This is a genomic window from Actinoallomurus purpureus, assembly GCF_024055795.1.
GTDB lineage: Bacteria > Actinomycetota > Actinomycetes > Streptosporangiales > Streptosporangiaceae > Actinoallomurus > Actinoallomurus purpureus.
Genome location: NZ_JAMXMY010000029.1, coordinates 73,094 through 97,247, shown reverse-complemented (window position 1 = coordinate 97,247; position 24,154 = coordinate 73,094). Strand labels below are relative to the sequence as shown.

The window sequence follows — 24,154 nt, the reverse complement described above, 5'->3', positions numbered from 1 at the left end:
CCGTGACCGGCCATCCAGCGAGCCAGCAGGGGTCGGCTACCTGCTGAAGGACCGGGTGGGCGAGGTGACCGAGTTCGTCGACGCCATCCGCAAGGTGGCCGCCGGCGGCACCGTGATCGACCCTGAGGTCGTTCGCCAGCTGCTGCGACTCAGACGCGACCCGCTCGAACGCCTCAGCCCCCGCGAACGCGAGGTGCTCGGACTCATGGCCGAGGGCCGCTCCAACAGTGCGATCGCCCGCGGCCTCGTCGTCTCCCCGGCGGCCGTCGGCAAGCACATCAACAACATCTTCGCCAAGCTCGACCTGCCGCCCGCAGACGACGATCATCGCCGGGTCCTGGCCGTTCTGGCCTTTCTACGGACCTGACCAGCGCCCGTGCCCCCCAGATGGTGTCGGAGGGCACGGGCCGATGAAGGTCTCGCGGCGCACGCGCGCGGACTTTGGCGCCTAATCCTCTTCCAGTGCCTGGATCGCGCCGAGCAGGCCGTGCAGGCCGGCTTCGTCGCGTTCGGCGTCCGCCGGGTCGAACAACCACTCGGTGACCGGCAGGTCGGCGATCTCCTCCGGGCGGCTGGACTCGGCCAAAGTCAGCTCTTCGCTGACCTCGACCTCCAACTCGTACAGGGAGTCGTCTCCGCTGGGCGGGGTGGTCATGAACGTCCTTCGGGTCGAGGGGCGCGGCGGTCCGCGCGCTGGGCGAGTTCCTCGTCGTCGACGAGGGTGAGCATCGGCTGGCCGGGTTCGCACAGCATCGTGACGGTGAAGCGGACCGGGATGTCGTCGCGGTTGTTGCCGTCCTGGTAGTGGATGACGTCGCCGCCCTGCTCCCAGAACGCCTCGCCCGCGCGTACGACCCGCTCGGGCTCGCCTTCGAGTTCGAAGAGCATCTCGCCCTCCAGCACGTACCCGAAGGCGGGGCCGGAGTGGCGGTGCGGCGGCGCGCCTGGGTCACCGGGCGGGTACTCGATGACCACGGTCATCGCGTGCGCTCCGGTGGGAATGAACGGCGGTACGGCCTCCTGCAGCGTGGTCAGCGCCGTCTGCCACGCATTCGATCTGGTCTTCTGTGGTTCGTCTGACATGAGAAGTGCCTCCGTAAGGAAGGGTCGCTACTCGCCGGCGGGGATCCGGCCGGGCCAGTCGCTGTAGCGGATCTCGCCGAGAATCGCGTCATCGCCTGGTACCAGAGACCGTTCGCTCAGCTCGGTGCCGAAGTAACGCGCGTGCGGGTCGGTGACCACCTCACGCGGATCACCCCAGCCCGCCAAGGCATCCCGGAAGAACCCATCCATCCGGAACCGCTCCGGCCCGCCGGTCTCCACCCGGCCGTTCACCGGCGCCCCCACCGCGACCTCACCGACCACCCGGGCCACGTCATCACTCGCCATGGGCTGGAACGACACCGGAGCCATCCGGACCGTGCCGCCGTCGGTGCCGCCGTCCGCGATACCACGAACGAACTCGAAGAACTGCGTCGCATGCACGATCGAGAACGGAATCGACGAACCCTCGATCAACGTCTCCTGCGCGACCTTCGCCCGCATATAGCCGCTCTCAGGCAACCGCTCGGCCCCCACCACCGACAACGCCACATGATGCCCGACACCGGCGGCCGCCTCGGCCGCCAGCAGGTTACGCGTGGAGGTCACGAAGAACTCCAGCACCGGGCCGTCCTCGAACGACGGCGAATTCGACACGTCGACCACCACCGACGCACCGGCCAAGACCTCGGCCAGCCCCTCACCAGTGAGGGTGTTGACACCGGTGCTCGGCGCCGCCGCCACCGCCTCATGACCGCGCTCCCGCAGATTCGCCACGACCTTGGACCCGATAAGACCGGTGCCACCGATGACCACGAACTTCATGCCATGCCCTCCTGTCCACCGGGAGCCGTTCTGCCACCCGGTCGCCAGCTAAGACAAGGCAGCCCCACGACCTGTGACAGCCCCGACGAAAATCACTCGTCACAGACCGGGACGCCGTCCAGTCTTCGCCGCCCACGGCAGGTCACGGCGAGACCCTCGGCCCCGATCTGCCAGACGCGCACGCTCCCTCTCGGCATCACCTGCGACGTCGCGGATGAAACCCAGGCAGCCGGGATAAGGTTGACGTCCAGGGCGAGTCTCCGTCCGGCCGTACCGAGGAGCGCGTCATGAACAGCCGGAAGGGCCGTGAGCCCAGCGGTCCGGCCAGGCGGCAGAACGCCATCGCCGAATTCGTCGTGACGCGCGGCTCGGCGACGGCGGCCGATCTCACCGAACGGTTCGAGGTCAGCCTGATGACGATCCACCGGGACCTGGACGAGCTGGCACGGCAGGGCATCGTCCGAAAGTTCCGCGGCGGGGTCACCGCCCAGCGCTCCGGCGTCTTCGAGAGCAGCATCGCGTACCGCACGAAGTCCATGCAGGCCGAGAAGAACGCCATCGCGGACAAGGCCGTGGAACGGGTCGAGCCGGGAATGGCGATCATGCTCGACGATTCGACGACGGCCCTGGCACTCGCCCGCCACCTCGAGAAGATCACCCCGCTGACCGTCGTCACGAACTTCCTGGAGGGGCTCAACCTGCTGTCGGCGATGCGCGGAATCCGGTTGGTCGCCCTGGGCGGCGACTACGACGCGCTGCACAAATCGTTCCTCGGCGTCTCATGTGTCGAAGCCATCGCGGCCCTGCGGGTCGACATCTGCTTCGTGTCCACGTCGGCGGTCTCCGGCGGCCACGCCTATCACCAGGAGCCGCATGTCGTGCTCGTCAAGCGGGCCATGCTCCAGAGCGCGGAGCGCAACTTCCTGCTGGTCGACCACACCAAACTCGGCCGCGTCGCACTGCACAAGGTGGCCTCGCTGACCGATTTCGAAAAGATCATCACCGACGACGGCGCCCCGCCCGACGCGCTGGGCGAGCTCGACAACCACAAGGTGGCCTACGACGTGGCCCTTCGCTGACCGGCGAGCGCAGAAGGGTCACACCCACACGTAGTTTTCGTCGGTGACGGCGGGCCGGGCCGCAACATTGCCGCCCGGCGTGGTGAAGTGGGTGGAACCTTGGCGATAAATCACCATTCACTGACATATAGGCACTAATTTGCAGAGTGGAGCCGAAAGCACTCTTCGCGAGCGTTCGCCCCCAGCTTTAACTCAAGCTTAATGCCTCTGCAGAATTCCGGGATTGTGCTTCACATTGAGGTAACCCACTGTGGAACGCATCACTCATGGAAAAGCCGTCGGGTTCCCACGAGGAGTCGGTCGTGTTGCGTCTGCAGGGCGAGATGATCCGTGGAGGGACCAGCAAGTGCTGGATCTTCGCGCACCACGATGTCGTGGCGACCGGTGTGAACATCGACACGCTGCTGCTCGCCGCCTTCAACGCCGCCGACCCCCGGCAGATCGACGGCGTCGGCGGCGCCTCCTCCACCACCTCCAAGGCCGCGATCGTGGAGGCGTCGTCCGAGCCCGGCGTCGACCTCGAGTACGCCTTCGCACAGGTCGGTGTGGGGGACGATCGCGTCGAGTGGACCAGCAACTGCGGTAACTGCGCCACCGCCGTGGCCCTCTACGCCATCCACCGCGGTCTCGTATCGATCACCTCGGACACCACCACCGTCCACATGATCAACGTCAACACCGGAGCACGGCTCACCGGCACGATCCCCACGCCGGACCTCGTTCCTCCCGACGAGGGCACGGCCGCGGTTCCCGGTGCGTCTGCGCTCGGCGTGCCCGTCCTGCTCGGGTTCCAGGACCCGGCGGGCTCGACCACCGGGCGCGCCCTGCCCACCGGCCGCCCCTTGGACACCCTGATCAGACCGGACGGCCCCGTCGAGGCATCCCTTGTCGACGCCGGCGCTCCCGTCGCGCTTTTCGACGCCAAGGCGTTCGGTCTCGGCGGCAACGAATCGGTCGCCGAATTCGCCGCCGTGGTTCCCGCGCTGACCGCGCTGCGCCGTCAGGCCGCCCTTGCGATGGGCCTGGCCGGGCAGGACGACCCGGTCAGCCACGCCGTGCCGAAGGTCGGCATCGTCGGTCGTCCCGCCTCGTTCCGCACCACGCAGGGCGTGCTGGTCGGCCAGGACGAGTACGACCTGTCCATCCGCATGGTCTCCATGCACGCACCGCATCCGGCGATCGGCCTCACCTCCGCCATCGCGGTGGCCACCGCCGCCGCCACCCCCGGCACCCTCGCCCACCGTGTCGCCGGGCAGGCCGCCGACGGCACGCTGCGCCTGGGCACCCCCGCGGGCGTGGTCACCACCCGAGCCGTCCCCGGCTCGGATGGGGCGTCCCCCACGGTGCTGTTGCATCGCGCCGCCCGGCGCATCGCCCAAGCCGAACTCCTCGTTCCCGTCCCGGAAGAACGTTCGCGATGAGCCGCTGCCGGCTGCCACGGCACCGCCACCCACGGCCGCACCACACTTTCTGATCACCCGTGATCCGGCCGCCCAGGCCGCCGCCGACCGAATCGTCCGGCTGGAGTGGCCACCCGGCCACACGCGGCTGAGCGGGCTTTCACCTAGTCCTCCGGAGGATGCCCCGGCCTTCAGCCGGGGAGGAATCCGGACTCCGTCAGGAGCGGCCCGGCGTAGCCGGGACGGCCTGAGAACGGAGTCCGCCGACGTTCGGCCATTCGACTTACATGGGAGTGTGACAGTTGTAAGGTGCTGGTCATGCGGACGGCGTACAAGTGCCGGGCTTACCCGGACTCTGAACAAGCGGCGGTGTTCAACCGCACGTTCGGGTGTGTGCGCCTGGTGTGGAACAAGACCCTCGCCGAACGCCACGCCGCGTACCACCAGCGAGGGAAGAAGACCTCTTACAAGCAGACCGACGCCGCTTTGACCGGATGGAAGAAGACCGAGGACCTGGCGTTCTTGTCGGAGGTGTCGTCGGTTCCGCTGCAGCAGACGCTGCGGCACCAGCATGCGGCGTTCGCGAACTTCTTCGCCGGCCGCGCGAAATACCCGCGGTTCAAGAACCGCAGCTCCCGCCAGTCGGCGCATTACACCCGCTCGGCGTTCCGGATGAAGAACGGCGAGTTGTCCATGGCCAAGACCAAGGCGCCGCTGCGGTTCGTGTGGTCCTTCGAGGGTGTGGACCTGGCCGCGCTGAACCCGACGATGGTCGTGATCTCCCGGGATCCGGACGGCCGCTGGTATGTGACGTTCGCCGTCGAAACGAACGCGCCCGACCCGATGGAGACCGCCAGGCACGCCATCGGTATCGATCTGGGGATCAAGGACTTCGCGGTCACCTCCGACGGGGAACGCATCGCCAACCCCCGGCATCTGGAGCGCAAGGCCCGCAACCTCGCCCGCTACCAGCGGCGGATGGCCCGCCGCGAGCGCGGGAGCGCCAACCGGCGCAAGGCCAAGACCAAGGTCGCCCGCGCCCACCGCAAGGTCCGCAACGCCCGAAACGACTTCCTGCACCGCGTCAGCACCAACCTGGTGCGCAGAGCGGATGTCATCGTCATCGAAGACCTCGCGGTCGCCAACATGGTGAAGAACCGAAAGCTGGCGCGGGTGATCTCCGATGCGGGGTGGGGTGAGTTCCGCCGGCAGCTGGAGTACAAGGCCGAACGGGCCGGGCGTACGCTCGTGGTGATCGATCGCTGGTATCCGTCTTCCAAGACCTGCTCGGTTTGCGGGTACCTGCTCGCGGAGCTGAGTCTTTCCACCCGGCACTGGACGTGTCCGGGCTGCCGCACCCGGCATGACCGGGACATCAACGCGGCCAAGAACATCCTTGCGGCTGGTCGAGCCGTAGCCGGGCACAACCCCGGCGATGCCTGTGGAGCTGGTGTCAGACGGCAAGGGTCCTCCCTTCCGCAGCCGGCGCTGAAACAGGAAACCCGCGCCGTGAGGCGCCCGGCCTAAAGGCCGAATCGGCCACACGGCCGATGGGAATCCCCCTTTCTTCAGAAGGGGGAGGAAGTCAAACTCCGGTGGCCGCATCCGGACGGCGTAGGGACCGGTTGGCGGTTCCTTTCATCGGCGGCGGGTCACGGCGGTCATATTGATGCGGTGGGTGACACGGGGACTACGGATGAGCAGAACCGGCGGATGCGGGCGGGGGTGCGTGCCCGGATCGCGGAGGCCACCCGTCGGGCGGGGCATGGTTTTCGGCGGATGTCGCCGGCCGGTTTGACGGCCTTGTTGTGCGCGGGTGCTTTCGGGCCGGTGGTCGCGACGTTGCCGGGGACGGGTGCGCAGATCGCGGCGAGCGTCGGAGTGCTCGGATCGGTCGGCGCGAACGTCCTGACGAACCTGATCGAGGAGGTGGTCGACCGGCTGCGCCTCGACGAGAGGTCGCCGACGCAGGACGAGATCGAGCGGGAGCTGGCCAGGCGGATCGAGGAGGTCCTGGTCGCCGAAGGGACGGCGGCGGTGTCGCTTCGGCGCGAGGGTGCCGCGGTCCTGCGGGAGATCGGCGCGGTCAGGGCCGTGCTGGAGGACGTCGCCGAGAAAGGCGACGTCGAACTGCAGTTCCAGGTGGCCTCGGCGTTCAAGGCGCTGAGTGAGGAGTTCCAGGACTTCGGCTTCCTGCTCGCGGACGTTCGCGATGCGGTCGCCGTGATCCTCGGGCGGCTGGTGGAGACGGAGGCGGAGCGGCGGGCGGACAGTGAACGGCTCCGTTGGCAGTCGACGCAGGTGCGGCTGCTCCGCGAGGATCTGTCGTTCCTCGTCGAGCGCACCGTCACAGACTCTGGTACGGACGCGGGGAGCACGCCCGGCGTGCCGCGCTGGTCCGGATGCCCGTACCAGGGGCTGTGGCCGTTCGAGACGAGACACTCCGGAATCTTCTACGGGCGTGAGCAGTTGTCCGCGCAGCTGGTCGGCAAGATCGCCGAGTGCCTGAGCGGCCTGGGCATCGTGATCGTGACCGGAGCCTCCGGCGCGGGCAAGTCGTCCCTCCTGCGCGCGGGCCTGATACCGATGCTGGCCCGCGGAGCGCTGGCTCCCGGATCCGAGACCTGGCCCCGCCTCGTCCTCAACCTGACCCGGGCACCCCTGGAGGAGCTGGCCGTCCAGTTGTCCGTGCTCGCCGGAACAGATGTCGCCTCGATCCGGCGCGACCTCGCGGAGCATCCCGAGGAGGCGCACCTGCTCGTACGGCGGACGTTGCTGGCGTACCGGCGAGCCTCGGCCGGCACGGACGCCGACACCGGAGGGGAACGACTGGTGCTGGTCGTGGACCAGTTCGAGAAGATCTTCACCTTCGGCGACGACGCGGCCGGGGAGGCGGAGCGACGGTCGTTCATCACCGCGCTGGGCGCGGCGGCAGGCACGCCGTGCGGTCCGGCGGACACACCTCCGGCGTTCGTCGTGCTGAGCGTGCGCGGGGACTTCTGGGAGCGGTGCGCCGCCTATCCGCAGCTGACCGAGGCCTTTCGGGACGGGCAGTTCGTGGTCGGGCCGATGACCGAGCCTGAGCTGCGACGAGCGATCACCGGTCCCGCCACGGCGGCTCGCCTGGAGATCGAATCCGGTCTCGTGGACGACATCCTCGCCGAGCTCCGTGCCACCGGGGTGACCGGTGAATATGAGGCGGGTGCTCTGCCGCTGCTGTCGCAGGCCATGTTGATCACCTGTAAGAACCGGACCGGTGACCGGCTCACCAGGAGGGACTACGGCCTGTCCGGTGGGGTCGCGCACGCGGTCAGGGCCAGCGCCGACGGCGTCTACCACGGGCTCGAGCCGCGGCGGCAGGCCGTCGCGGCAGAGGTGTTCCGGCGGTTGATCGTCATCTCCGCGGACGGGCGGCTCGCCCGCCGTACGGCACAGCGGACGGACCTGTACGCCGGTCGCACCGCCGAACAGGTCGCCGACATCGACGCCGTGCTCGACGCGTTCACCGACGAACGCCTGGTCATCCTCGACGACGCCAGCGTGGAGATCGCCCACGACGTGTTGCTGACCGCATGGTCCCGGCCGCGCGAGTGGGTCGAGGACGATCGGCGGGCCCTGCTCGTACGGCAGCGCCTCGCCGACGCGGCGCGGTACTGGTCGGAGTCCCGGCAGGACGATGGCGCCCTGTACCGGGGAGCGCGGCTGGCCGAGGCACGGGAGTGGGCCGCTGACAGGACCGATCTCACTCCGCTGGAGGAACGCTTCCTTCGCGCGAGCACGGCCGTGGCCGAGGCCACGCTCATGGCCGAGCGAAGGCGCACCCGTCGGCTACGTCGGCTGGTGGCAGGTCAGGCGGCCCTTCTGGTCGTCGCGCTGGCCGCCGGAACGGCCGCCTTCCAGCAACGTGGTACCGCCCAACGGCGTCAGGCCGAGGCCGTCTCCCGTGCGCGTGCCGCCGAGTCGGCCCTGGCGGGCCGCGCGGACCCTCGGCGGGCGATGATGCTCGCGGCCCTGGCCTGGCAGGCCCACCCGACCGCCGAGGCCCGGGGCGCGGTGCTGTCCGCGCAGATGCTGGCCCACGCCGGCCGGCTCGGCGACACGAACGGATCCACCAGTGCGGCGATCAGTCCTGACGGCGGCCTGGTCGCGACCGGCGGCACCGACGGAACGATCCGGCTCTGGGACGGGCGCACCCATCGGCAACGCGTAGTGCTGCGCGGCCTGACCCGGGCGATGGTGATGCGGTTCTCTCCGGACGGCACCATGCTCGCGGCCGGCGCCCTCACCGGTCAGGTCGCCGTATGGACGACTTCGGACGGCCGGGCCCTCCCATCCCCGCGATGGCCGACCTTGAAGCCGGTGGCCTGGCGGCCGGACGGGCGGGCTCTGGCCGTGGCCTCCGTCGGCCGAGGCGGCACCGTCACGCTCCGGGAGTGGAATCCGCGTTCGGGCCGGCTCCTCACGGCGTTCCCCGTCCCCGGCACCGGGACGCCTGACGCGCGTTCGAGCCTGCTGTCCCGCCTCGCGTCGAGCCTGGCGTACAGCCCGGACGGGGAACTGATCGCCGTCGGGCACGCTGACGGGACCGCGGCGTTGTATCGGCTCCGGGACGGCCGGAGGATCGCCACCCTGCGTGGCCACGCCGGCCGATCAGAGGTGAGTGTGACGTTCTCACCGGACGGCACGCTGGCGACCGGCGGCGTACGAGACGGCCGGGTCCTCTTCTGGGACCGGGCGGGCCGGAGCCTGGGAACGGCGGGACAGGGGTCCGACCCCGTCGGCGCGCTGGTCTACGCCGGAGCCGATCGGCTCATCGCCGTGGGGGGCGGACCCAAGGTGCGGGTCTGGAACCTCCGGGACCGTACGTGGGACACCGATTCCTTCGTCCGGCCCGGCGGCGGAACGCTGCTGGACGTGGGGGTCTCCGCCGACGGGCGGACGATCGCAGCCGCGGGACTCGCCGGATCCACGGTCCTGTGGCACCGCGCGAACACCTGGCTGAGCGGCGTAGGCGACGATGCCGCGATGACCGGCGTCACCTTCGACCATTCCGGCACGCGTCTCGCAGCCGTAGATGCACGAGGCAACCTCTCCACCTGGGACGTCACCGGTCTCCCGCCCAAACCGCTGATCACGGCACGGTCGGGCGCAGCCCTGGGAAAAACGGGTGTCGCCTACGGTCGGGACGGCACCCTTGCCGGCACATCCGGCCGGGGCACGGTCCAGGTCTTCGACCCCACGGGGCGCAAGCGCGCCGATCTCACCGTGGGCCCGGGGCTTTCCGCCGACGCCGTGGCCTTCTCCCCCGACGGCACCCTGCTCGCGGCGACGGCATTGCCCGCGGGCGACCCCCTGACCGGCAGCAACGCGATCTACCTGTGGGACGTCCGGACGCTGCGGCAGCGCGGGGTCGTCGGCCTGGGTCCCTACCGGCCGGAGCGCATCGCCTTCACCCCCGATGGCTCGCGGCTGCTGGCCGCCGCCGCGGCCACGGCGACCACGGCGCAGAAGCTCGGCTCCACCGACAGCCTGGTACGGATCTGGCGCACCAAGGACCTCGCAGTCGAACGTTCGCTGAGGACCGGCCAGGACCAGGTGATCGGAATCTCGGTGAGCCACGACGGACGCACGCTCGCCACGGCCGGGTCCGGCCGCGTCATCAGGCTGTGGGACCTGCGCAGCGGCCGGCTCCTGCGAACGTTCGCCGGCCACCCGTCCAGCATCAGGGACGTCGCCTTCTCCCCCGACGACCGTACGCTGGCGACCGGAACCCAGGGCGACACGATCATCCGGCTGTGGAGCGCCTCCACCGGCCGTCTCGTCGCCGACCTCACCGGCCACCTCGGGGTGCTGAACAGGCTCGCCTTCAGCCCACGCGGCGACCTGCTGGCCACCGCCGGCGTCGACGGCAACATCGGAGTATGGAACACCGACCCCGCGGTCACCGTCCGCCATATCTGCGCGATCCTCACCGGGCCGACGCTCACCGGAGAATGGCGGGCGCTCGGCGTCGACCCGCGCACCGCACCGTGCCGATGAAGCAGCCCCTCACCTCACCTGGGCGCGAGCCGAGCGGCGTTTGGGCAGGCACACACCCGGACATTCCGTAAAAACGCCGGTCAATATCGGGGGGTATGGCCGGTATGACTGGTTCGGGTCTATGATCCCCGTCCTACGGGCGGCCTGCCCTGTCTCGAGTCGATCGATATCAACGGGGTGATGGCACGTGGTGCAACGCAATGCGCCGGTCATGCGGTTCGCCGAGCGCACGTGGTGACGAACGCACCGTCGTACGCGTCGTCCACGGCCGAGAAGAGCGCCTCGTGACCGCGCCGGAGCCGGAGATCGGAGGCGCGCATTCCGGCGCGGTGCCCCTGTACGGGCCGCGCTTCGCCGGGGGCACCGAGGAGCTGTACCGGGAGATGCGGCGCGACCACGGCCCGGTCGTGCCGGTCCTGCTCGAGGGCGGCGACCCCGCGTGGCTGGTCATCGGCTACCGCGAGGCACATCGCGTCCTCACCGACGGGCGGCTGTTCGCCCGCGAGCCGTACCGCTCCCACGGCCCGGACTACGTGCCGCCGCAGGCCGTGGGTTACACGCCCGGCATGCTGATGTTCCTGGACGGGCCGGTGCACGCGCGTCGCGTCGGCGCGATCACCGCCGCGCTCGCCGAGGTGGACCAGTTCGGACTGCAGGCCGACTGCGAGCGGTTCGCCGACCGGCTGATCGACGCGTTCGCCGCCGGCGGCGAGGTCGAGCTCATGGAGCAGTACGCGTACCGGATGCCGGTGCTCGTCATGGGCGGCGTGCTGGGGCTGCCCGACTCCGAACTGATGGGCGTCGCCCAGGACATGAAGACGATGAGCGACGGCCGGGAGGACGCCATCGACGCGTTCGGCCGGTTCTTCGCGACGATGGCGCGCCTCATCGAGATCAAGCGCGCGCAGCCGGGGCTGGATGTCATGTCCCGCTTGCTCGGGCTCGCGACCGACGTCACCGACGATGAGCTGATCCAGGACATCCTCGTCGTGATCTACGGCAGTCAGGAGAACACCGCCCACTGGATCGGCAACACGCTGCGTCTCTTGCTGACCGATGACCGCTTCGCGCTGACCCTCGCGGGCGGCCGCCGCAGCGTCGGCCAGGCGCTGAACGAGGTGCTGTGGGAGGACACGCCGGTGAAGACCTCACCGGGCCGCTGGGCGACCCGGGACATCGAGCTCGGCGGCCGGATCATCCGGTCCGGTGACGTGATCATCGTCGGGCTGGCCGGCGCGAACGCCGATCCGCAGGTACGGCCCGCGGTCCACGGCGACTCGGGCGGCAATCACGCGCACCTCGCGTTCGGCGCCGGCGACCACGGGTGCCCGCACCCGGCGCCGGAGCTCGCCGAGGTCATGGCGCAGACGGCCATCGAGGTGCTGCTCGACCGGCTCCCGGACATACGGCTCGCGGTTCCGGAGGACGAGCTCGAGTGGCGGCCGGCGCTCCACCTCCGCGGCCTGTCAGCGCTGCCGGTGCGCTTCACGCCCGCGTACGTCGCCGAGGACGGCTGACCGGCGCGACGATGAGACGGCGGTGATGGCGCTCAGTGGTCACTCGGCTCCGCTGGTCCTCGGGGACCGCCGCCTACTGCGGCCAGGTGTGGTATCGCCGCCTGCCGTAGAGCAAGGGGGCGTGTCCCCTGCGCTGGGTGACGCCGCCGACCCTCCCGAACAGGACGAGGTGGCTGTCCCCGTCCGCCGTACGGGCGACCCGGCAGTCGGCGATCGCGTGTGCGTGCCTGGTCAGATGCGGTCCCGAAGGCCCGGCCGACCAGTCCACCGACTCGAACCGTTCAGGGACGCTCATCCTCGAGCTGAACAGCTCGGCGACGGACTGTGCGCCGCCGTGCAGGAGATTGACCGCGAACGTTCCTCGCCGCAGGATCGCGTCCAGCGTGGGGCTCTCCGCACGCAGGCATACCAGCAACGTCGGCGGGTTCGGCGTGAGGCTGCACAGCGCGGAGCAGGTCATGCCCCACGGCCGCCGTTCGTCGTCCAGGGTCGTCACGATGGCGACTCCGCTGGGAAACTCCGACATCAGGGACCGGAACTCGTTCGGCGAGCAGACATCCGGCATCGAGATGGATGATTCGGTCACTGCGCATCACCCTCCGCGTAGGTGGGCCGACGCCGCCACGTGGGGCGGTATCGCGTTTCAGTGCGATCGATGAGCTGCAGGAAAGGGCCGGTCAGCGCCGTGGTGATCAACGCCATCACCACGAAGGCGAGGAAGATCGCCGGGGTCAGGACTCCCGTGCTGTAGCCGACTTGAAGCACGATCAGCTCCGTGAGCCCGCGGGTGTTCATCAGGCAACCGACCCGCAGCGCGTCCCACCGGTGGTACCCGCCGAGCCACGCACCGACATGGCCGCCCAGCACCTTGCCCGCGATGCCGAGCACGGTCGTCAGCGCGACCAACGTCACCGGTACGGCGCCCAAAGCCTTGGTCAGCACGGTGATGCCGCTGGCCACGAAGAAGATGGGGAGCAGAATGCGGCCGACCCTGGTCACCGACACCACAGCGGCCGTCCAGGCGACCCGGCGCGCCGGAACGGCCAGTCCGGTGAGCACGGCGCCGAGGATGGCGGTCATGCCGGCCTCTTCCATGCCCCGCGCCATGGCGATCGCCACCGCGCCGAGCAGCACCGCGGCGCTCCCGGGAAAGCGTGCACAGAGCCGGTCGGCCGTCCGCGTACTCAGCGCGCGACGCAGCAGCCATGCCACCGCCACACCGCCCGCCAGCGCACCGCACGAGCGAAGGAAGCCGTCGAGCCGCCCGGTGCGCAGACCCACGGCGACCACGAGCATCAGCCAGGAGATCGCGTCGATCACGATCGCCGAGGACAGGGCGACGCGACCGGCCTCGGTCTCGGTCATCCCGCGGTCGTCCAGGATTCTGGCCAGAACGGGTACCGCCGTGATCGACATGGACACCGCGATCATCAGCACGAAGGCGGGTGTGGGTGCGCTCCCGCGCAGATGTGTGCCGCCGGTCAGCAGCACCCAGCCCGCGAGCAGGCCGCCCGCGGCGAGTGCCGGCAGAAACGAGCCGGCGGCCACCCAGCCGGTCGCCCTGCCCGTCGGCCGTGCCGAGCCGAGCCGCAGCTCATGGGCCAGGCCGACCATGAACAGCACGAGTCCGGCCTGAGCGACCAGCTTGAGGTCGGCGAGGGCATGGTCGGGCAGGAGGCTGTGGAACCGGTGCGGTCCGAGGAGTCGCATCGCGACCGGTCCGGCCACCAGCCCGGCCGCGATCTCACCGATGACCTCCGGCTGGCGCAGCCGGCGCGCCGCGAACCTCCCGACCGCTACGACGGCCACCGCCGCACAGAGGATTACGGCCGGATGGACCAGGTGGAGCAGAAGATCTGCGGCGTACATGGACATCCCGCCTTCTTCATCGCCCTGCCCTCCAGGCAGGCCCGCCCGGAGGGCAGGATGCCGTCACTTTCCGTGGAGGTGGCGGAGGTAGGTGTACGTCGAGGGCAGGGTGTTCAGTAGCTCGTCGCGCCGGTGCTCGATGTCCGCGAACACGGCCTCGGCGGACTCGATGGAGTCCGGCCGGTGGCTGAGCGCGGGCATCGAGTGCTCCGGCAGGACGTCGAGTCCTGCGAGCACGCAGTAGTAGTTCGCGTTGCTCCAGAAGTTGCGGAATTCGGCCTCGAAGTTGCCGTAGTAGTTGCTCTCGTCGGTGATCGGCAGGTTGACCCCGAGGCCGGACCTGTACAGCGCGACCTTCTCCTTGAAGCCGTCGGCGAGCTCCAGCTCCTTGCAGGCGCGCCAGAACGGCGTGTCATCGCGCGGCGCGAAACTGAAGTGCCCCTGGATGAAGTCCCGCGTGTCGTCGAACATCGACTCGATCTCGCGGTTGAACTGGTTCATCAGGACGGGGTCGAAACGCTTGTCCGGGAAGTGCTTCACCAGCTGGTAGAGCGCGGCGTACACGAAGTAGATGCCGGTGGACTCCAGTGGTTCCAGGAAGCAGGAGGACAGGCCGATGCCGACGCAGTTCTTCACCCAGGCCCGCCGGTTGCGGCCGACCCGGAACCTGATGTGGTTGAGCGGCTGATTCTCCGGGTCGAGGTTCCACATCCGGCAGAACTCCTCGGTCGCCTCGTCCTGTGAGGCGAACCGGCTGGAGTACACGTAGCCGGTGCCGAACCGGCCGAGCAGCGGGATCTTCCAGGTCCAGCCGGAGGACATCGCGATCGCCGAGGTGAACGGCTCGATGCCGTCGCTCTCGTCGTCGTTCGGTACCTGAGTCGCGACCGCCCGGTCGTTGAGCAGGTGGTCGCTCATGTCCAAGAACGGTTCCTTCATGACCTGGTTGATGAGGAGGCTCCGGAAGCCCGAGCAGTCGATGAACAGATCGGCTTCGAGCCTGCGGCCGGCCTCGGTCGTGATCGCGGCGATGTGCCCCTTCTGATCGATCTCCGCGCCGATGAACCGGTCCTCGATGTGCACCGCTCCCTGCTTCTTCGTGGAGAACCGGCGCAAGAAGTCGGCGACCAGTTGGGCGTCGAAATGCCAGGCGTAGCTCGTCCACTTTGTGCCGTCCAGGTGGCGAGGGGACAGCTTCTTGTCGAAGACCGCCGGCTGGACATAGCACGCGCGGTCGAACGGCTCATCGGTGGCGTTCCGCAGCCTCTTGTACGTCCAGTAGTGGGACAAGGGCAGGTTGTCGTGCTCCGGCAGCAGCCCGAAGAGGTGGTCGAACGCGTCCTGCCCCTTTCCGTGCGGCCGCGGCTCGGCCTCACCCGTGCCGGAGGTCCGCCAGTTGACGAACCTGATGCCCATCTTGAAACTTGCGTTGCACTCGGGCATCCACTCTTCCTCGGACAGGCCGAGGAAATCGAAGAACACCTTCTGCAGATTGGGGATGGTGGCCTCGCCCACCCCGATCCTCGGAATGGCCGGCGCTTCGAGGACCGTTATCTTCACCGATCGCCCGAGTGCCCTCCCCAGGTATGCGGCCGACATCCAGCCCGCCGTGCCGCCTCCCAGAACAACGATGTTCTTTATCTGGTTGTCGCTGGTCATGGGTGATCCTCCGATCAGATCGTTGGTAAAGCACATGGGTCGACGAAGCGTCTCTCTCATGGTGGCTGCGAAGTCGGCTCATCTTTTGGGTCGTCCGACGAAGCGGAATGATCAGGGCTTGCATACTCACCGCTCGGATAATGGCGGCTTCGGCCAGGTCGCTTTACGTTCGGCACATTCGTTATTGCTCAACCACAGTGCGTCATCGATCCCGGCAAATGCCGTGTTATCCACTACCAGCTCAACTCCGAGTCGGGTTGCCCAGAACCTGACAATCCGGAAGTGATCATAGACCGGTGGATCGCATCCTGGTAGGTGGCGATCGACTCCATTTGATCCCGAGACAGGTAGGGCCGACCGAGTTCACCGGGTGTTCGTCAGGCGTGCCCGTCCGTGCCGTTCGGCCCACCCTGAACGATTCATAAGAGCCAACCGAAAATCTTCTTTTCCGGATCGGCCTAAGTGTGATCTTGCGGGTGCCCGGAATTCGACCTACGTCCGGTGGCCCGCCCCAGGTGGGCTTCTCGCGGCATATTCCTGTTCATGCTCGTGACCGCCCAGGCGGCGTCCGCACCGCCCCTCCCGGCCACCTGAACGTTGACTTCGGGAAAATCGCCGTTCCACCCGGGCCGGGAAGGGCGACACGCCCAAACTCAACGAGAGCGACGGGATCCTGAGCGCCGACCGGTATGGGCCCATGCTGCGGGCCCTGCGACGCGACCACCCGCGCAGCGTCTGGTTCTACTTGGAGACGTCGTGGGAGGAGACCCTTCGGCGGCACCAGAGAAGGCCCCAGCGACAGGAGTTCGGTGCCAAGGAGATGCGGGAGTGGTACCGGCCGCTGGACCTGCTGCCCGACGGATGCGAGACGGTGATCGCCGAGGACAGTCCCCTCGATGCCACGGTCCGGCAGGTGATACACGAGGCCGCGCTGACATCGCCGTCCTGAAGTCCATCGCCAGGTTCCGAGCGGCCTGCGCGGTGAAGGAGGCGCGCGGGCTCACGGAGCGCCAGGATCTGGCGCGAGCGGGTTTCGCCGGCGCGGCGCGCGCCACGCCGCGCCGGCGATATGCGTCAGTTCTCCTGCGACGGGAACGCGCTCTGCATCCAGCGGGCCGATTCCTGCGCGCTCTCGTAGGGGTCGGCGATGTCGGGACGGTCCACCTCGACCATCAGCCACCCGTCGAACGTGTCGGGCAGATTACCCAGGATGCCGGTGAGGTCGAGCTCACCGCGGCCGGGTTCGGCCCAGAGCCCGCCGAGAACGGTCTGCTGGTACCCCCAGTCCTTCGCGCGGCCTTCGGCGGCGACGCTGAGCCTGCAGTCCTTCACGTGCACGAACGGGATCCGCTCGGCGTAGTCCTTGACGAACGCTCCGACGTCGGCGCCCGCCCACACCAGGTGCCCCGTGTCGGGGAGAAAGCCGAGCCTGGACGACGGGAGGGCGTCGAGGACCGCCCGGCCCTCCTCTTCGGTCTCGATCCACGTGCCGACGTGCGGGTGCAGGGATGGCCGGACCCCCTCGGCGAGCATGGCGTCGGAGATCTGGGCGATCAACGCCGTCACCGCCTCGACGCAGGATTCGTCCGCGTCGTAGGCCTGTGCGGGATGCAGGACGCGCCGCGCCTCCTTGCCCATGGCAAGACCCAGACCGATCTCGGTCATGCCCAGCTGGGCGTGCTGCCGCGCGACCGCGGTGGCGCCGGCGACGACGTCGGCCTCCTTGCCGTCCCTGCCGTCGGACCGGCAGACGAAGTAGCCGGGCGCCAGTGTCAGGCCGACCTCGTCCAGCACCGCCTGGTACTTTTCCACGGCCCAGTCGGCGGGCACCTCGGCCATGACGGCGTCGAATCCGGCCTGTTTGATCAGTGACAGCCGCTGCTCCGGCGCGGGTGCCTTGGACGGGTCCAGCCATCCGTCGTCGCTGGCCATCCACTGGATCGGGTTGAGCGCGATCCGCGCGCTGGTCGAGCCGTCGGACATGTCGGTTCCCTTCTCAGGGGATTCTTCTAGGGCTGGGGCGCGAGTTCGCCGGCGAAGTGGCAGGCGGCACGCTGCCCGGTGGCAGTGGTGGTGAGCTGCGGTTCGACCTCGGCGCAGATCGTCCGATCGGCGTGCACCAGCGGCCCGATCGGGCATCTGGTGCGGAACCGGCAGCCGGACGGCGGGTTCGCCGGGCTCGGCAGATCACCCGGCAGGACGATGCGTTCGCGCGAACGCGCGGCGCTCCATGGCGAGACAGCCGCGGGCGCCGCAGACCCTTCCAGGCTCGGATGACCGACGCCTACCCGCTCTGCCACCCGGCGTCCGCTGGGCCCGACGAGCCCGCCGTGAACGTTCCGAGCACCACCTGACGCTCGACACTCTTGACCGGCTTGATGACGAGCGTATCGAGGAGCCTCCGTCAGACGGCGGCCCAGCCGTCGTCGACCGGCAGGACGGCGCCGTTGACGAAGGAGGCGGCGTCGGAGGCCAGGAAGACGATGGCGGCCGCCTGCTCCTCCGCCGAACCCAGCCGGCCGATGTTCGCGCCGATCAACCGCCGTACGACGGTCGGTCCATGGGCCTCCTGAGCGGCGTCCACCTGAATGTTGGTTTGGGTGGGGCCGGGGGCGACGGCGTTGGCGCGGATGCCCTGCCCCCGGTACATGACGGCCAGGTTCTTGACCAGGCCGACGATGCCATGTTTGGAAGCGGTGTAGGCGGCGCCCGCCGCGCTGCCGCGCAGACCCGCCTCGGAGGCGGTGAAGACGATCGAGCCGCGTCCCGCGGCCAGCATGTGCGGCAGGACCGCGCGGGTCAGCAGGAACGGCGCCGTCAGATTGACCCGGAGGACCCGCTCCCACTCGGTGTCGCCGGTCTCACCGAGCGCCGACATGCGGTCCATGATCCCGGCGTTGTTGACCAGGACGTCCAGGCGGCCGAACGCACCGACGGCCCGCTCGACGACCTGGTCCACGACCTGCTGGTCGCTCAGGTCACCGACGACCGCCAGGGCGACACCCCCGGCGGCATCGATCTCCTTGACGGTCTCCTCGGCACCCTCCTGGTCGAGATCCGCGACCAGGACCTTCGCGCCTGCCTGTGCGAACTTCAGAGCCGTGGCCCTGCCGATGCCGGACGCCGCGCCGGTGACGACGACACCGCGACCTTCGAGTCCAGTACTGATCATTTGGTGCTCCTTCTCGCTGTGAAGCCGCCCGCGGCACGGATGGCCGGCCGGGTGCCCCTTCTCCTCAGGGCGAAGTGGCGCGTGCCTCGGTCACGCCCCGCCTTCGCCCTTCTCACTCGCCCTCGACCAGGACGTCGCTCATGCCGCCGTTCGCGCGCCAGCGCCTGAGGAGTTCGTAGAAGGCGACCGGTCCGTCGCCGTACGCCTCGCTCCGCTCCCGGGGCATGCCCTCGTTGTTGTAGTAGCCAGGGGTGCATTCGGCCTGGAACCGGTACAGGTCGGGCGCGTTCTCCCTGAGGGTGGCCAGCCAGGCGTCCTGGACCTCAGGGGTCGGTTCGACGTACCGGGCCTGGCACCTGCGGGCCTCGGCGACGACCTCCGCGACGTGGACGGCCTGTTCGTCGAGAACGTGCACGAAGTTCACGGCGGCCGCCTTCTGCAGCGTGCCGAGATGGAAGAGGTTGGGGAAGCCGTGGCCGTAGAAGCCGTGGAGCGTCCTCGGACCGTTCCGCCAGGAGCCCAGCAGGGTGTGGCCGTCCCGGCCGTAGACCGGGAGCCGTCCGGACAGCACGCCCGAGATGCCCGTCTCAAAGCCGGTCGCGAAGATGATGCAGTCGACCTCGTACTCGGCGCCGCCGACCACGACGGCGGTCTCGGTGAGCCGTTCCACGCCGTGGGTGTCGGCCGTGTCGACCAGGGTGACGTTGGGCCGGTTGAAGGTCTGCAGGTAGGTGTCGCTGAAGGTGGGCCGCTTGCACATGTAGCGGTACCAGGGCTTGAGCCTCTCGGCCGTGGCCGGGTCCTCGACGACGGCGTCCACGCGGGCACGGATCTCGTTCATCTTCTGGAAGTCGGCGATCTCGTAGGCGCGTTCGCGTTCCTCGGCCGGGATGTCCGCATAGGCGTTGGTCGGGACGAGCTTCTCCTGCAGCCGGGCGCTGCTGGTCCAGGCGTCGTTCACCAGATCCTCGTCCGCCCGGACACCGGTGACGACCTTGAGGAAGTTGTCCAGCCGGCGCCGCTGCCAGCCTGGTTCCAGCGACGCGGCCCATTCCGGGTCGGTGGGACGGTTGTCACGTACGTCGACGGAGGAGGGCGTGCGCTGGAACACGTACAGGTGCCGGGCGTCGGCTCCGAGGTGCGGCACGACCTGGATCGCGGTCGCGCCGGTGCCGATGAGTGCCACCCGCTTGCCGGCGAGCCCCGTCAGGCCGCCGTTCGCGTCGCCGCCGGTGTAGTCGTAGTCCCAGCGGCTGGTGTGGAAGGTGTGTCCCTTGAAGGTCTCGATCCCGGGGATGCCCGGGAGCTTGGCCTCGCTGAGGGTTCCGCTGGAGATCACCACGTAGCGCGCCCGCATGCGGTCGCCCCGGTCGGTGCCGACGATCCACTGCGACCCCGCCTCGTCCCACCGCAGTTCGGTCGCCTGCGTCTGGAAGCAGGCGTCGTCGTAGAGACCGAAGTGGCGCGCGATGGCCCGCGCGTGCCGGCGGATCTCCTCCCCCGGCGCATACTTCCACCCGGGGATGTAACCGACCTCCTCCAGCAGCGGCAGGTAGATGTACGACTCGATGTCGCAGTGGATGCCCGGATAACGGTTCCAGTACCAGGTGCCGCCGAAGTCCCCGCCCTTGTCGATCACCCGGATCGACTCCACGCCCACCTGCCGCAGCCGGGCGGCGGCGAGCAGACCGCCGAACCCGCCGCCGATGACCAGCGCCTCGACCCGGTCGTGAAGGGGGTCCCGAGCGAACTCCGGATCGGCGTAAGGGTCGTCGGCGTAGTAGCCGAACTCGCCACTGGTGCCTCGGTATTGGGCGTTGCCGTCAGGGCGGATCCGGCGGTCGCGCTCGGCGCGGTAGCGGGCCCGGAGGGCATCGGGATCGAAGCCGGGGTTCTGCGGGTCGGAAGGGGTGGAGCTGGACGAGGCGTGGGGGCCGGGCATTGACTGTCCTCGTTCCTCTTCTGAAGGCAGACGCCATAGACGACTCCGTCGTGCTTGCAGAACCAGGCAACAGCACCCTCAACATTCAGTCAACCGGTTGATTTAATGCGTCGCCCCCACGATACGGTCCGTGATCGTTCAGGTGCGGGAACAATCGATCCACATCGACGAACGGAGGCGGCTCGGCCGGTTCGTCGTCGAGCCCGGAACCATCGACGTCTACGCGGACGACAGTTCCGCCGGCGGCCGGTCGGCCTCCTTCGACGTCACCAACCGCTGAGCTCACCCCGCCCGGACGGAGCAACCGCCGGACGCCGCGACGACCGTCCGGCCTCCGGCGGGCCTCAGAAGATGCGGCGAGCGCACCTCACCGACCGGCTCACTCGGTCTGCGGCGTCCCCGGCCGGGGCCGCTCGTGCCGCGGTTTCGGCGTCGGCCGGATCACTACCGACGGATCAACCAGCGAGCTCGGGAAGGTTGTCGGCGAGTGGCACGAACTCAGTGACCGACAGCAGCCCGTCGTGATCAGTGTCGTACTCGGCGAACAGCGCCTTGACGATCCCCGACAGATCATCGACCTCGGCCGCCGGGAACATCCCCGCGATCGCCGCGGTCACCTCGTCGACGGCGAGCCGCCCATCTCCATCGGTGTCGTATCGGGCGAACACCGCTTCGTACTGATCGGACATGATTCCCTTCCACCAGAGCGACCGTGGTCCCTGATCGTAACCACTCCCGAAGAGACGATGCCCAGACGGGTCATCGTCAGCGCGCCCCTTCGAGAGTTTGGACGAGGTCCGCCGTGGTGGTGATGGAGTGAGCGTACGTGGGGGCGTTCAGGTGGGCCGCGTGCATCAATTGGGCGCTGTAGGCGGCCGTGGCGTCGCGGACGAGGGTCACGTGGTAGCCGAGTTCCATGGCGAAGCGGGCGGTGGTGTCGACGCAGGTGTTGGCCAGCAGCCCGATCACGATCACGTGACTGAGGCCATGCTGCTTGAGCTGGAAGTCCAGGTCCGTGTTGGCGAAGCCACTCTGGCCCCAGTGCTGTCGGGCGACCACGTCGCCCGCCTGGGGTTGGAAGTCAGGGTGGAACTCGCCTCCCCAGGTTCCCCGGGCGAACGTGTGGCGCTCCTGAACCTGCCGCTGGGTGGGGTTGGGGTGATCCCAGTCCTCGTAGTCGCCCTCCTCCCACTGGCGGTGGGGGACGAACACCACCTGCATGCCCGCCTGGCGGCCCGCGGAGACGACCTTCCGCAGGTTCTCCAGGAGCCCCACCTCGATCGCGACGTCCTTCACGCGCGGCCAGACCTTGCCGCCCTCGGAGAGGAAGTCGTTGTAGGGGTCGACCAGCAGAACGGCCGTCCGGCCGACATCGTACTCAGTCATGATCTCTTCTCCTGTGGATGCTGGAGCGTCGTCTAATGGCGTCCTGCCCTCGCATGGAGCGTTCCCTCGCCCACGGGGAGGCAGTCTGCTGGGCTCGGGCATCAGGGATTCCGCTGCGCGGGCAGCAGCAGAGCGGGGAGCAGCCCGAGGGCGGCGACCGCGGCCAGGACCAGCAGTGCGGATCCTGTCGCCTGGGTGGACGTGGAGAGCGTCCCGAGCGGAGGAGAGCCCGCGACCCCGGACGTCCTTGCCTGCATCAGGCCGGCGGCGACGGCGATGCCGAGGGTGGGACCGATGTTCATGGCGGTCTGCTTGAGTCCGCCGACGACTCCGGCGTACCCGGCCGGCGCGTCACCGACGACGGTACCGGTGGCGGTGACCATCACGGCGGCGAAGCCGGCGCCCAGCAGGGCGAAGGTCACGCTGGTCGCGACCCCGGCGTCGGCCCCGGTGAGACGGGACATGCCCAGAATGCCCAGGGTGACCAGAACCGAACCACCGGCGGCGGCGCGGCGCGCGCCGTACCGGCGCAGCACCCCACTCGCCACCGGCGCGCCGAGCACCATGAGCACGGTCAGCGGGAGCACCCGCAGGCCCGCCGCGAGCGGGTCGAGTCCCAGCACGTCCTGGAGCAGGAAGGTGGCGACGAACAGAGCGCCGAACATCCCGGCGGTGGTGAGGAGGAGGATCGCCATCCCGGCCGTCACCGGGACCGATCGTGCCACCACGGCCGGCACGATCGGATGGGCGGTTCGGCGTTCGTGGGCGATCAGGAGCGCCGTACCGACTGCGGCGCAGGTCAGGCCCGCCAAGGTCGCTCCGCCGGTCCAGCCGTGCGTCGGTACGCCGACCAGGGTGTACACCCCGACGCCGAGCACGCACGCGACCAGTGCCGCGCCCACGATGTCGAGCCGCTGTGATTGACGGTTTGTCGGTGCGGGTACCCGCACCGCGACGGCGACCGCGGCGATCGCCAGCGCGAGGGGTACGTTGACCACGAACACGCTGCGCCAGCCCAGGTGCGCCACCAGGACGCCGCCGAGCAGGGGCCCGGCTGCCGCGGCGACTCCGATGGCACTGGTACGGATGGCGACGGCCGTGCCGAGCCGGTCCCCCGGGTGTGTCAGGCGCAGCAACGCCAGCGTCGCCGGTTGAAGGAGGGCACCGAACACGCCCTGCACGATCCGCAGGCCGATCACCCAGCCGATGCCCGGCGCGAGCGCGATCCCGGCCGAGGCCCCCGCGAAACCGAACAGGCCCCACAGCAGCAGCCGCCGATGGCCATACCGGTCACCGAGGCGTCCGGCGATGACCAGAAGCGCGGCCACGGCGAGCAGGTAGCCGGTGCTGGTCCACTGCATCTGCGCCACGTTCGCACCGAAGTCGCGCCGCACGCTGGGCTGGGCCAGGATCAGCACCGTGCCGTCCAGCGCGACCAGCATCGCGCCCGCCGCGCTGACCATGAGGGCCAGGCGTCGCCGTGCCGCACCGCTCACGCGTCCGCCTCGCCCAGATGGGCGTCGATGATCGCAGTGATGAGCCGGTCGAGGCGGTCGTCGGCCTGCGGCGAGTCATCGTCTCCCAGCGCCAGCCCGATGCTGCCCCAGCCCCACAGATGGGCCAGGCCGTGCACATTCGCCCACAGCGCGACCGCGGTCACCTCCGCCGGGACGTTCCCCCGCCCAGTCCTGTGCTCCCGGTGCCGCGTGATGAGCTCCACGATCCGGCCGAACAGAGGCAGGCTCGTCTCGCGTAGCGGTGGCCGGCCCGCCGCGTGCGCCTGTCCGCGCAGTTGGTCGTGCCGGAACATCAGCTCGAACATCCCCGGACGCTCCTGGGCGTACCGCACGTACGTGCAGGCCAGCGCCCGCAGCTGCGCCCGCGGCGGCGCCGCGTCGTCGGCCGCCTCCGCGAACCGCTCCGCCAGATCGGCGAAACCGCGCCGGGCGATCGCCGACAACAACGCCTGATGGGTGGGGAAGTACCGGCGAGGAGCTCCGTGCGACACCCCTGCTCGCCGGGCGATCTCCCGCAGGCCCAGCGACGAGACACCCTCGGTCAGCACGAGTTCCACACCGACATCGACAAGCCGGTCCTGAAGAGACGCCTCCGACTGCATAGACATTGTCTACTACAGACTCGTAGACAGCGTCTACCCAGTGGCATGACCCTTCTGTAGCGAGGACGGCGTCGCCGATCCGCCGGCGTCAACGCGTGAGGGCCTT

At 69.3% G+C, this 24,154-nt stretch carries 21 protein-coding genes and 1 pseudogene; 8 read left to right on the top strand and 14 right to left on the bottom strand.

Translation table 11 applies throughout. From position 1 onward, the window contains the following. Window positions 1-13 precede the first annotated feature (13 nt). Window positions 14-367 (top strand): annotated as a pseudogene (locus tag NE236_RS38225) (response regulator transcription factor); the annotation flags it as partial. An 81-nt stretch (window positions 368-448) separates the two neighbouring features. On the opposite strand, the gene NE236_RS38220 reads toward NE236_RS38225, so the two are convergent. From NE236_RS38220 to NE236_RS38210, 3 genes are read right to left on the bottom strand one after another with little or no spacing between them, the layout of a single operon-like run. Then, window positions 449-655, bottom strand: coding sequence for a hypothetical protein (locus tag NE236_RS38220; protein ID WP_252847175.1), 207 nt, complete (start codon window positions 653-655; stop codon window positions 449-451). After that, window positions 652-1,083 carry a cupin domain-containing protein gene (locus tag NE236_RS38215; protein ID WP_252847172.1) on the bottom strand — a complete coding sequence of 144 codons (432 nt, stop codon included), beginning with the start codon at window positions 1,081-1,083 and terminating at the stop codon, window positions 652-654. Before NE236_RS38215 ends, NE236_RS38220 begins: the two co-directional genes overlap by 4 nt. 27 nt (window positions 1,084-1,110) lie before the next feature. Next, window positions 1,111-1,866: an SDR family oxidoreductase gene (locus NE236_RS38210; protein ID WP_252847171.1), complete on the bottom strand. Its 756-nt coding sequence runs from the start codon at window positions 1,864-1,866 to the stop codon at window positions 1,111-1,113. Window positions 1,867-2,153: 287 nt separating this feature from the next. On the opposite strand from NE236_RS38210, the gene NE236_RS38205 reads away from it, so the two are divergent. The 5 genes from NE236_RS38205 to NE236_RS38185 all read left to right on the top strand — a co-directional run bounded on the left by NE236_RS38205 (window position 2,154) and on the right by NE236_RS38185 (window position 11,901). Then, a complete protein-coding gene (locus NE236_RS38205) occupies window positions 2,154-2,945 on the top strand; it encodes a DeoR/GlpR family DNA-binding transcription regulator (protein ID WP_252847169.1) in 792 nt (263 codons plus the stop codon). Between the two features lie 302 nt (window positions 2,946-3,247). Continuing rightward, window positions 3,248-4,366, top strand: a complete 1,119-nt coding sequence (locus NE236_RS38200) for a PrpF domain-containing protein (protein WP_252847168.1) — start codon at window positions 3,248-3,250, stop codon at window positions 4,364-4,366. Window positions 4,367-4,663: 297 nt separating this feature from the next. Continuing rightward, a complete protein-coding gene (locus NE236_RS38195) occupies window positions 4,664-5,872 on the top strand; it encodes an RNA-guided endonuclease InsQ/TnpB family protein (protein WP_252847166.1) in 1,209 nt (402 codons plus the stop codon). Window positions 5,873-6,175: 303 nt separating this feature from the next. Then, on the top strand, window positions 6,176-10,384 hold the full coding sequence (locus NE236_RS44830) for an nSTAND1 domain-containing NTPase (RefSeq protein WP_252847165.1): 4,209 nt from the start codon (window positions 6,176-6,178) through the stop codon (window positions 10,382-10,384). Window positions 10,385-10,668: 284 nt separating this feature from the next. Continuing rightward, entirely contained in the window at window positions 10,669-11,901 is a 1,233-nt protein-coding gene (locus NE236_RS38185) for a cytochrome P450 family protein (RefSeq protein WP_252847164.1), read from the top strand. Between the two features lie 73 nt (window positions 11,902-11,974). Here NE236_RS38185 and NE236_RS38180 read toward each other — a convergent pair whose 3' ends face one another. From NE236_RS38180 to NE236_RS38170, 3 genes are read right to left on the bottom strand one after another with little or no spacing between them, the layout of a single operon-like run. Continuing rightward, the gene (locus NE236_RS38180) at window positions 11,975-12,487 is read right to left on the bottom strand and encodes a flavin reductase family protein (RefSeq protein WP_252847163.1); all 513 of its coding nucleotides are present in this window, start codon (window positions 12,485-12,487) and stop codon (window positions 11,975-11,977) included. Beyond that, entirely contained in the window at window positions 12,484-13,776 is a 1,293-nt protein-coding gene (locus NE236_RS38175; protein ID WP_252847161.1) for a cation:proton antiporter, read from the bottom strand. Before NE236_RS38175 ends, NE236_RS38180 begins: the two co-directional genes overlap by 4 nt. 57 nt (window positions 13,777-13,833) lie before the next feature. Further along, complete coding sequence (locus tag NE236_RS38170; protein ID WP_252847160.1) at window positions 13,834-15,429, bottom strand: tryptophan halogenase family protein; 1,596 nt, start codon at window positions 15,427-15,429, stop codon at window positions 13,834-13,836. A gap of 697 nt (window positions 15,430-16,126) precedes the next feature. Here NE236_RS38170 and NE236_RS38165 point away from each other — a divergent pair. Then, window positions 16,127-16,378, top strand: a complete 252-nt coding sequence (locus tag NE236_RS38165) for a P-loop NTPase family protein (protein WP_252847159.1) — start codon at window positions 16,127-16,129, stop codon at window positions 16,376-16,378. A 125-nt stretch (window positions 16,379-16,503) separates the two neighbouring features. On the opposite strand, the gene NE236_RS38160 is transcribed toward NE236_RS38165, so the two are convergent. From NE236_RS38160 to NE236_RS38145, 4 genes are all read right to left on the bottom strand, one after another. Next, the gene (locus NE236_RS38160) at window positions 16,504-17,412 is read right to left on the bottom strand and encodes a sugar phosphate isomerase/epimerase family protein (RefSeq protein ID WP_252847158.1); all 909 of its coding nucleotides are present in this window, start codon (window positions 17,410-17,412) and stop codon (window positions 16,504-16,506) included. A 26-nt stretch (window positions 17,413-17,438) separates the two neighbouring features. Beyond that, the gene (locus NE236_RS44120) at window positions 17,439-17,729 is read right to left on the bottom strand and encodes an oligopeptide/dipeptide ABC transporter ATP-binding protein (RefSeq protein WP_308209202.1); all 291 of its coding nucleotides are present in this window, start codon (window positions 17,727-17,729) and stop codon (window positions 17,439-17,441) included. Between the two features lie 104 nt (window positions 17,730-17,833). Next, a complete protein-coding gene (locus tag NE236_RS38150) occupies window positions 17,834-18,601 on the bottom strand; it encodes an SDR family NAD(P)-dependent oxidoreductase (RefSeq protein ID WP_252847157.1) in 768 nt (255 codons plus the stop codon). A gap of 112 nt (window positions 18,602-18,713) precedes the next feature. Continuing rightward, entirely contained in the window at window positions 18,714-20,543 is a 1,830-nt protein-coding gene (locus tag NE236_RS38145; protein ID WP_252847156.1) for a flavin-containing monooxygenase, read from the bottom strand. A 130-nt stretch (window positions 20,544-20,673) separates the two neighbouring features. Between NE236_RS38145 and NE236_RS38140 the strand changes: the two genes are divergently transcribed. Then, complete coding sequence (locus NE236_RS38140; RefSeq protein WP_252847155.1) at window positions 20,674-20,823, top strand: hypothetical protein; 150 nt, start codon at window positions 20,674-20,676, stop codon at window positions 20,821-20,823. A gap of 175 nt (window positions 20,824-20,998) precedes the next feature. Here NE236_RS38140 and NE236_RS38135 read toward each other — a convergent pair whose 3' ends face one another. The 4 genes from NE236_RS38135 to NE236_RS38120 all read right to left on the bottom strand — a co-directional run bounded on the left by NE236_RS38135 (window position 20,999) and on the right by NE236_RS38120 (window position 24,048). Further along, entirely contained in the window at window positions 20,999-21,232 is a 234-nt protein-coding gene (locus NE236_RS38135; RefSeq protein WP_252847154.1) for an EF-hand domain-containing protein, read from the bottom strand. 76 nt (window positions 21,233-21,308) lie between these two features. Then, window positions 21,309-21,929, bottom strand: coding sequence for a cysteine hydrolase family protein (locus NE236_RS38130; RefSeq protein ID WP_252847153.1), 621 nt, complete (start codon window positions 21,927-21,929; stop codon window positions 21,309-21,311). Window positions 21,930-22,030: 101 nt separating this feature from the next. After that, window positions 22,031-23,425 (bottom strand): MFS transporter, encoded by a 1,395-nt coding sequence (locus NE236_RS38125; RefSeq protein ID WP_252847152.1) that lies wholly within the window; start codon window positions 23,423-23,425, stop codon window positions 22,031-22,033. After that, window positions 23,422-24,048 (bottom strand): TetR/AcrR family transcriptional regulator, encoded by a 627-nt coding sequence (locus NE236_RS38120; protein WP_289851410.1) that lies wholly within the window; start codon window positions 24,046-24,048, stop codon window positions 23,422-23,424. Before NE236_RS38120 ends, NE236_RS38125 begins: the two co-directional genes overlap by 4 nt. Window positions 24,049-24,154: the final 106 nt, after the last annotated feature.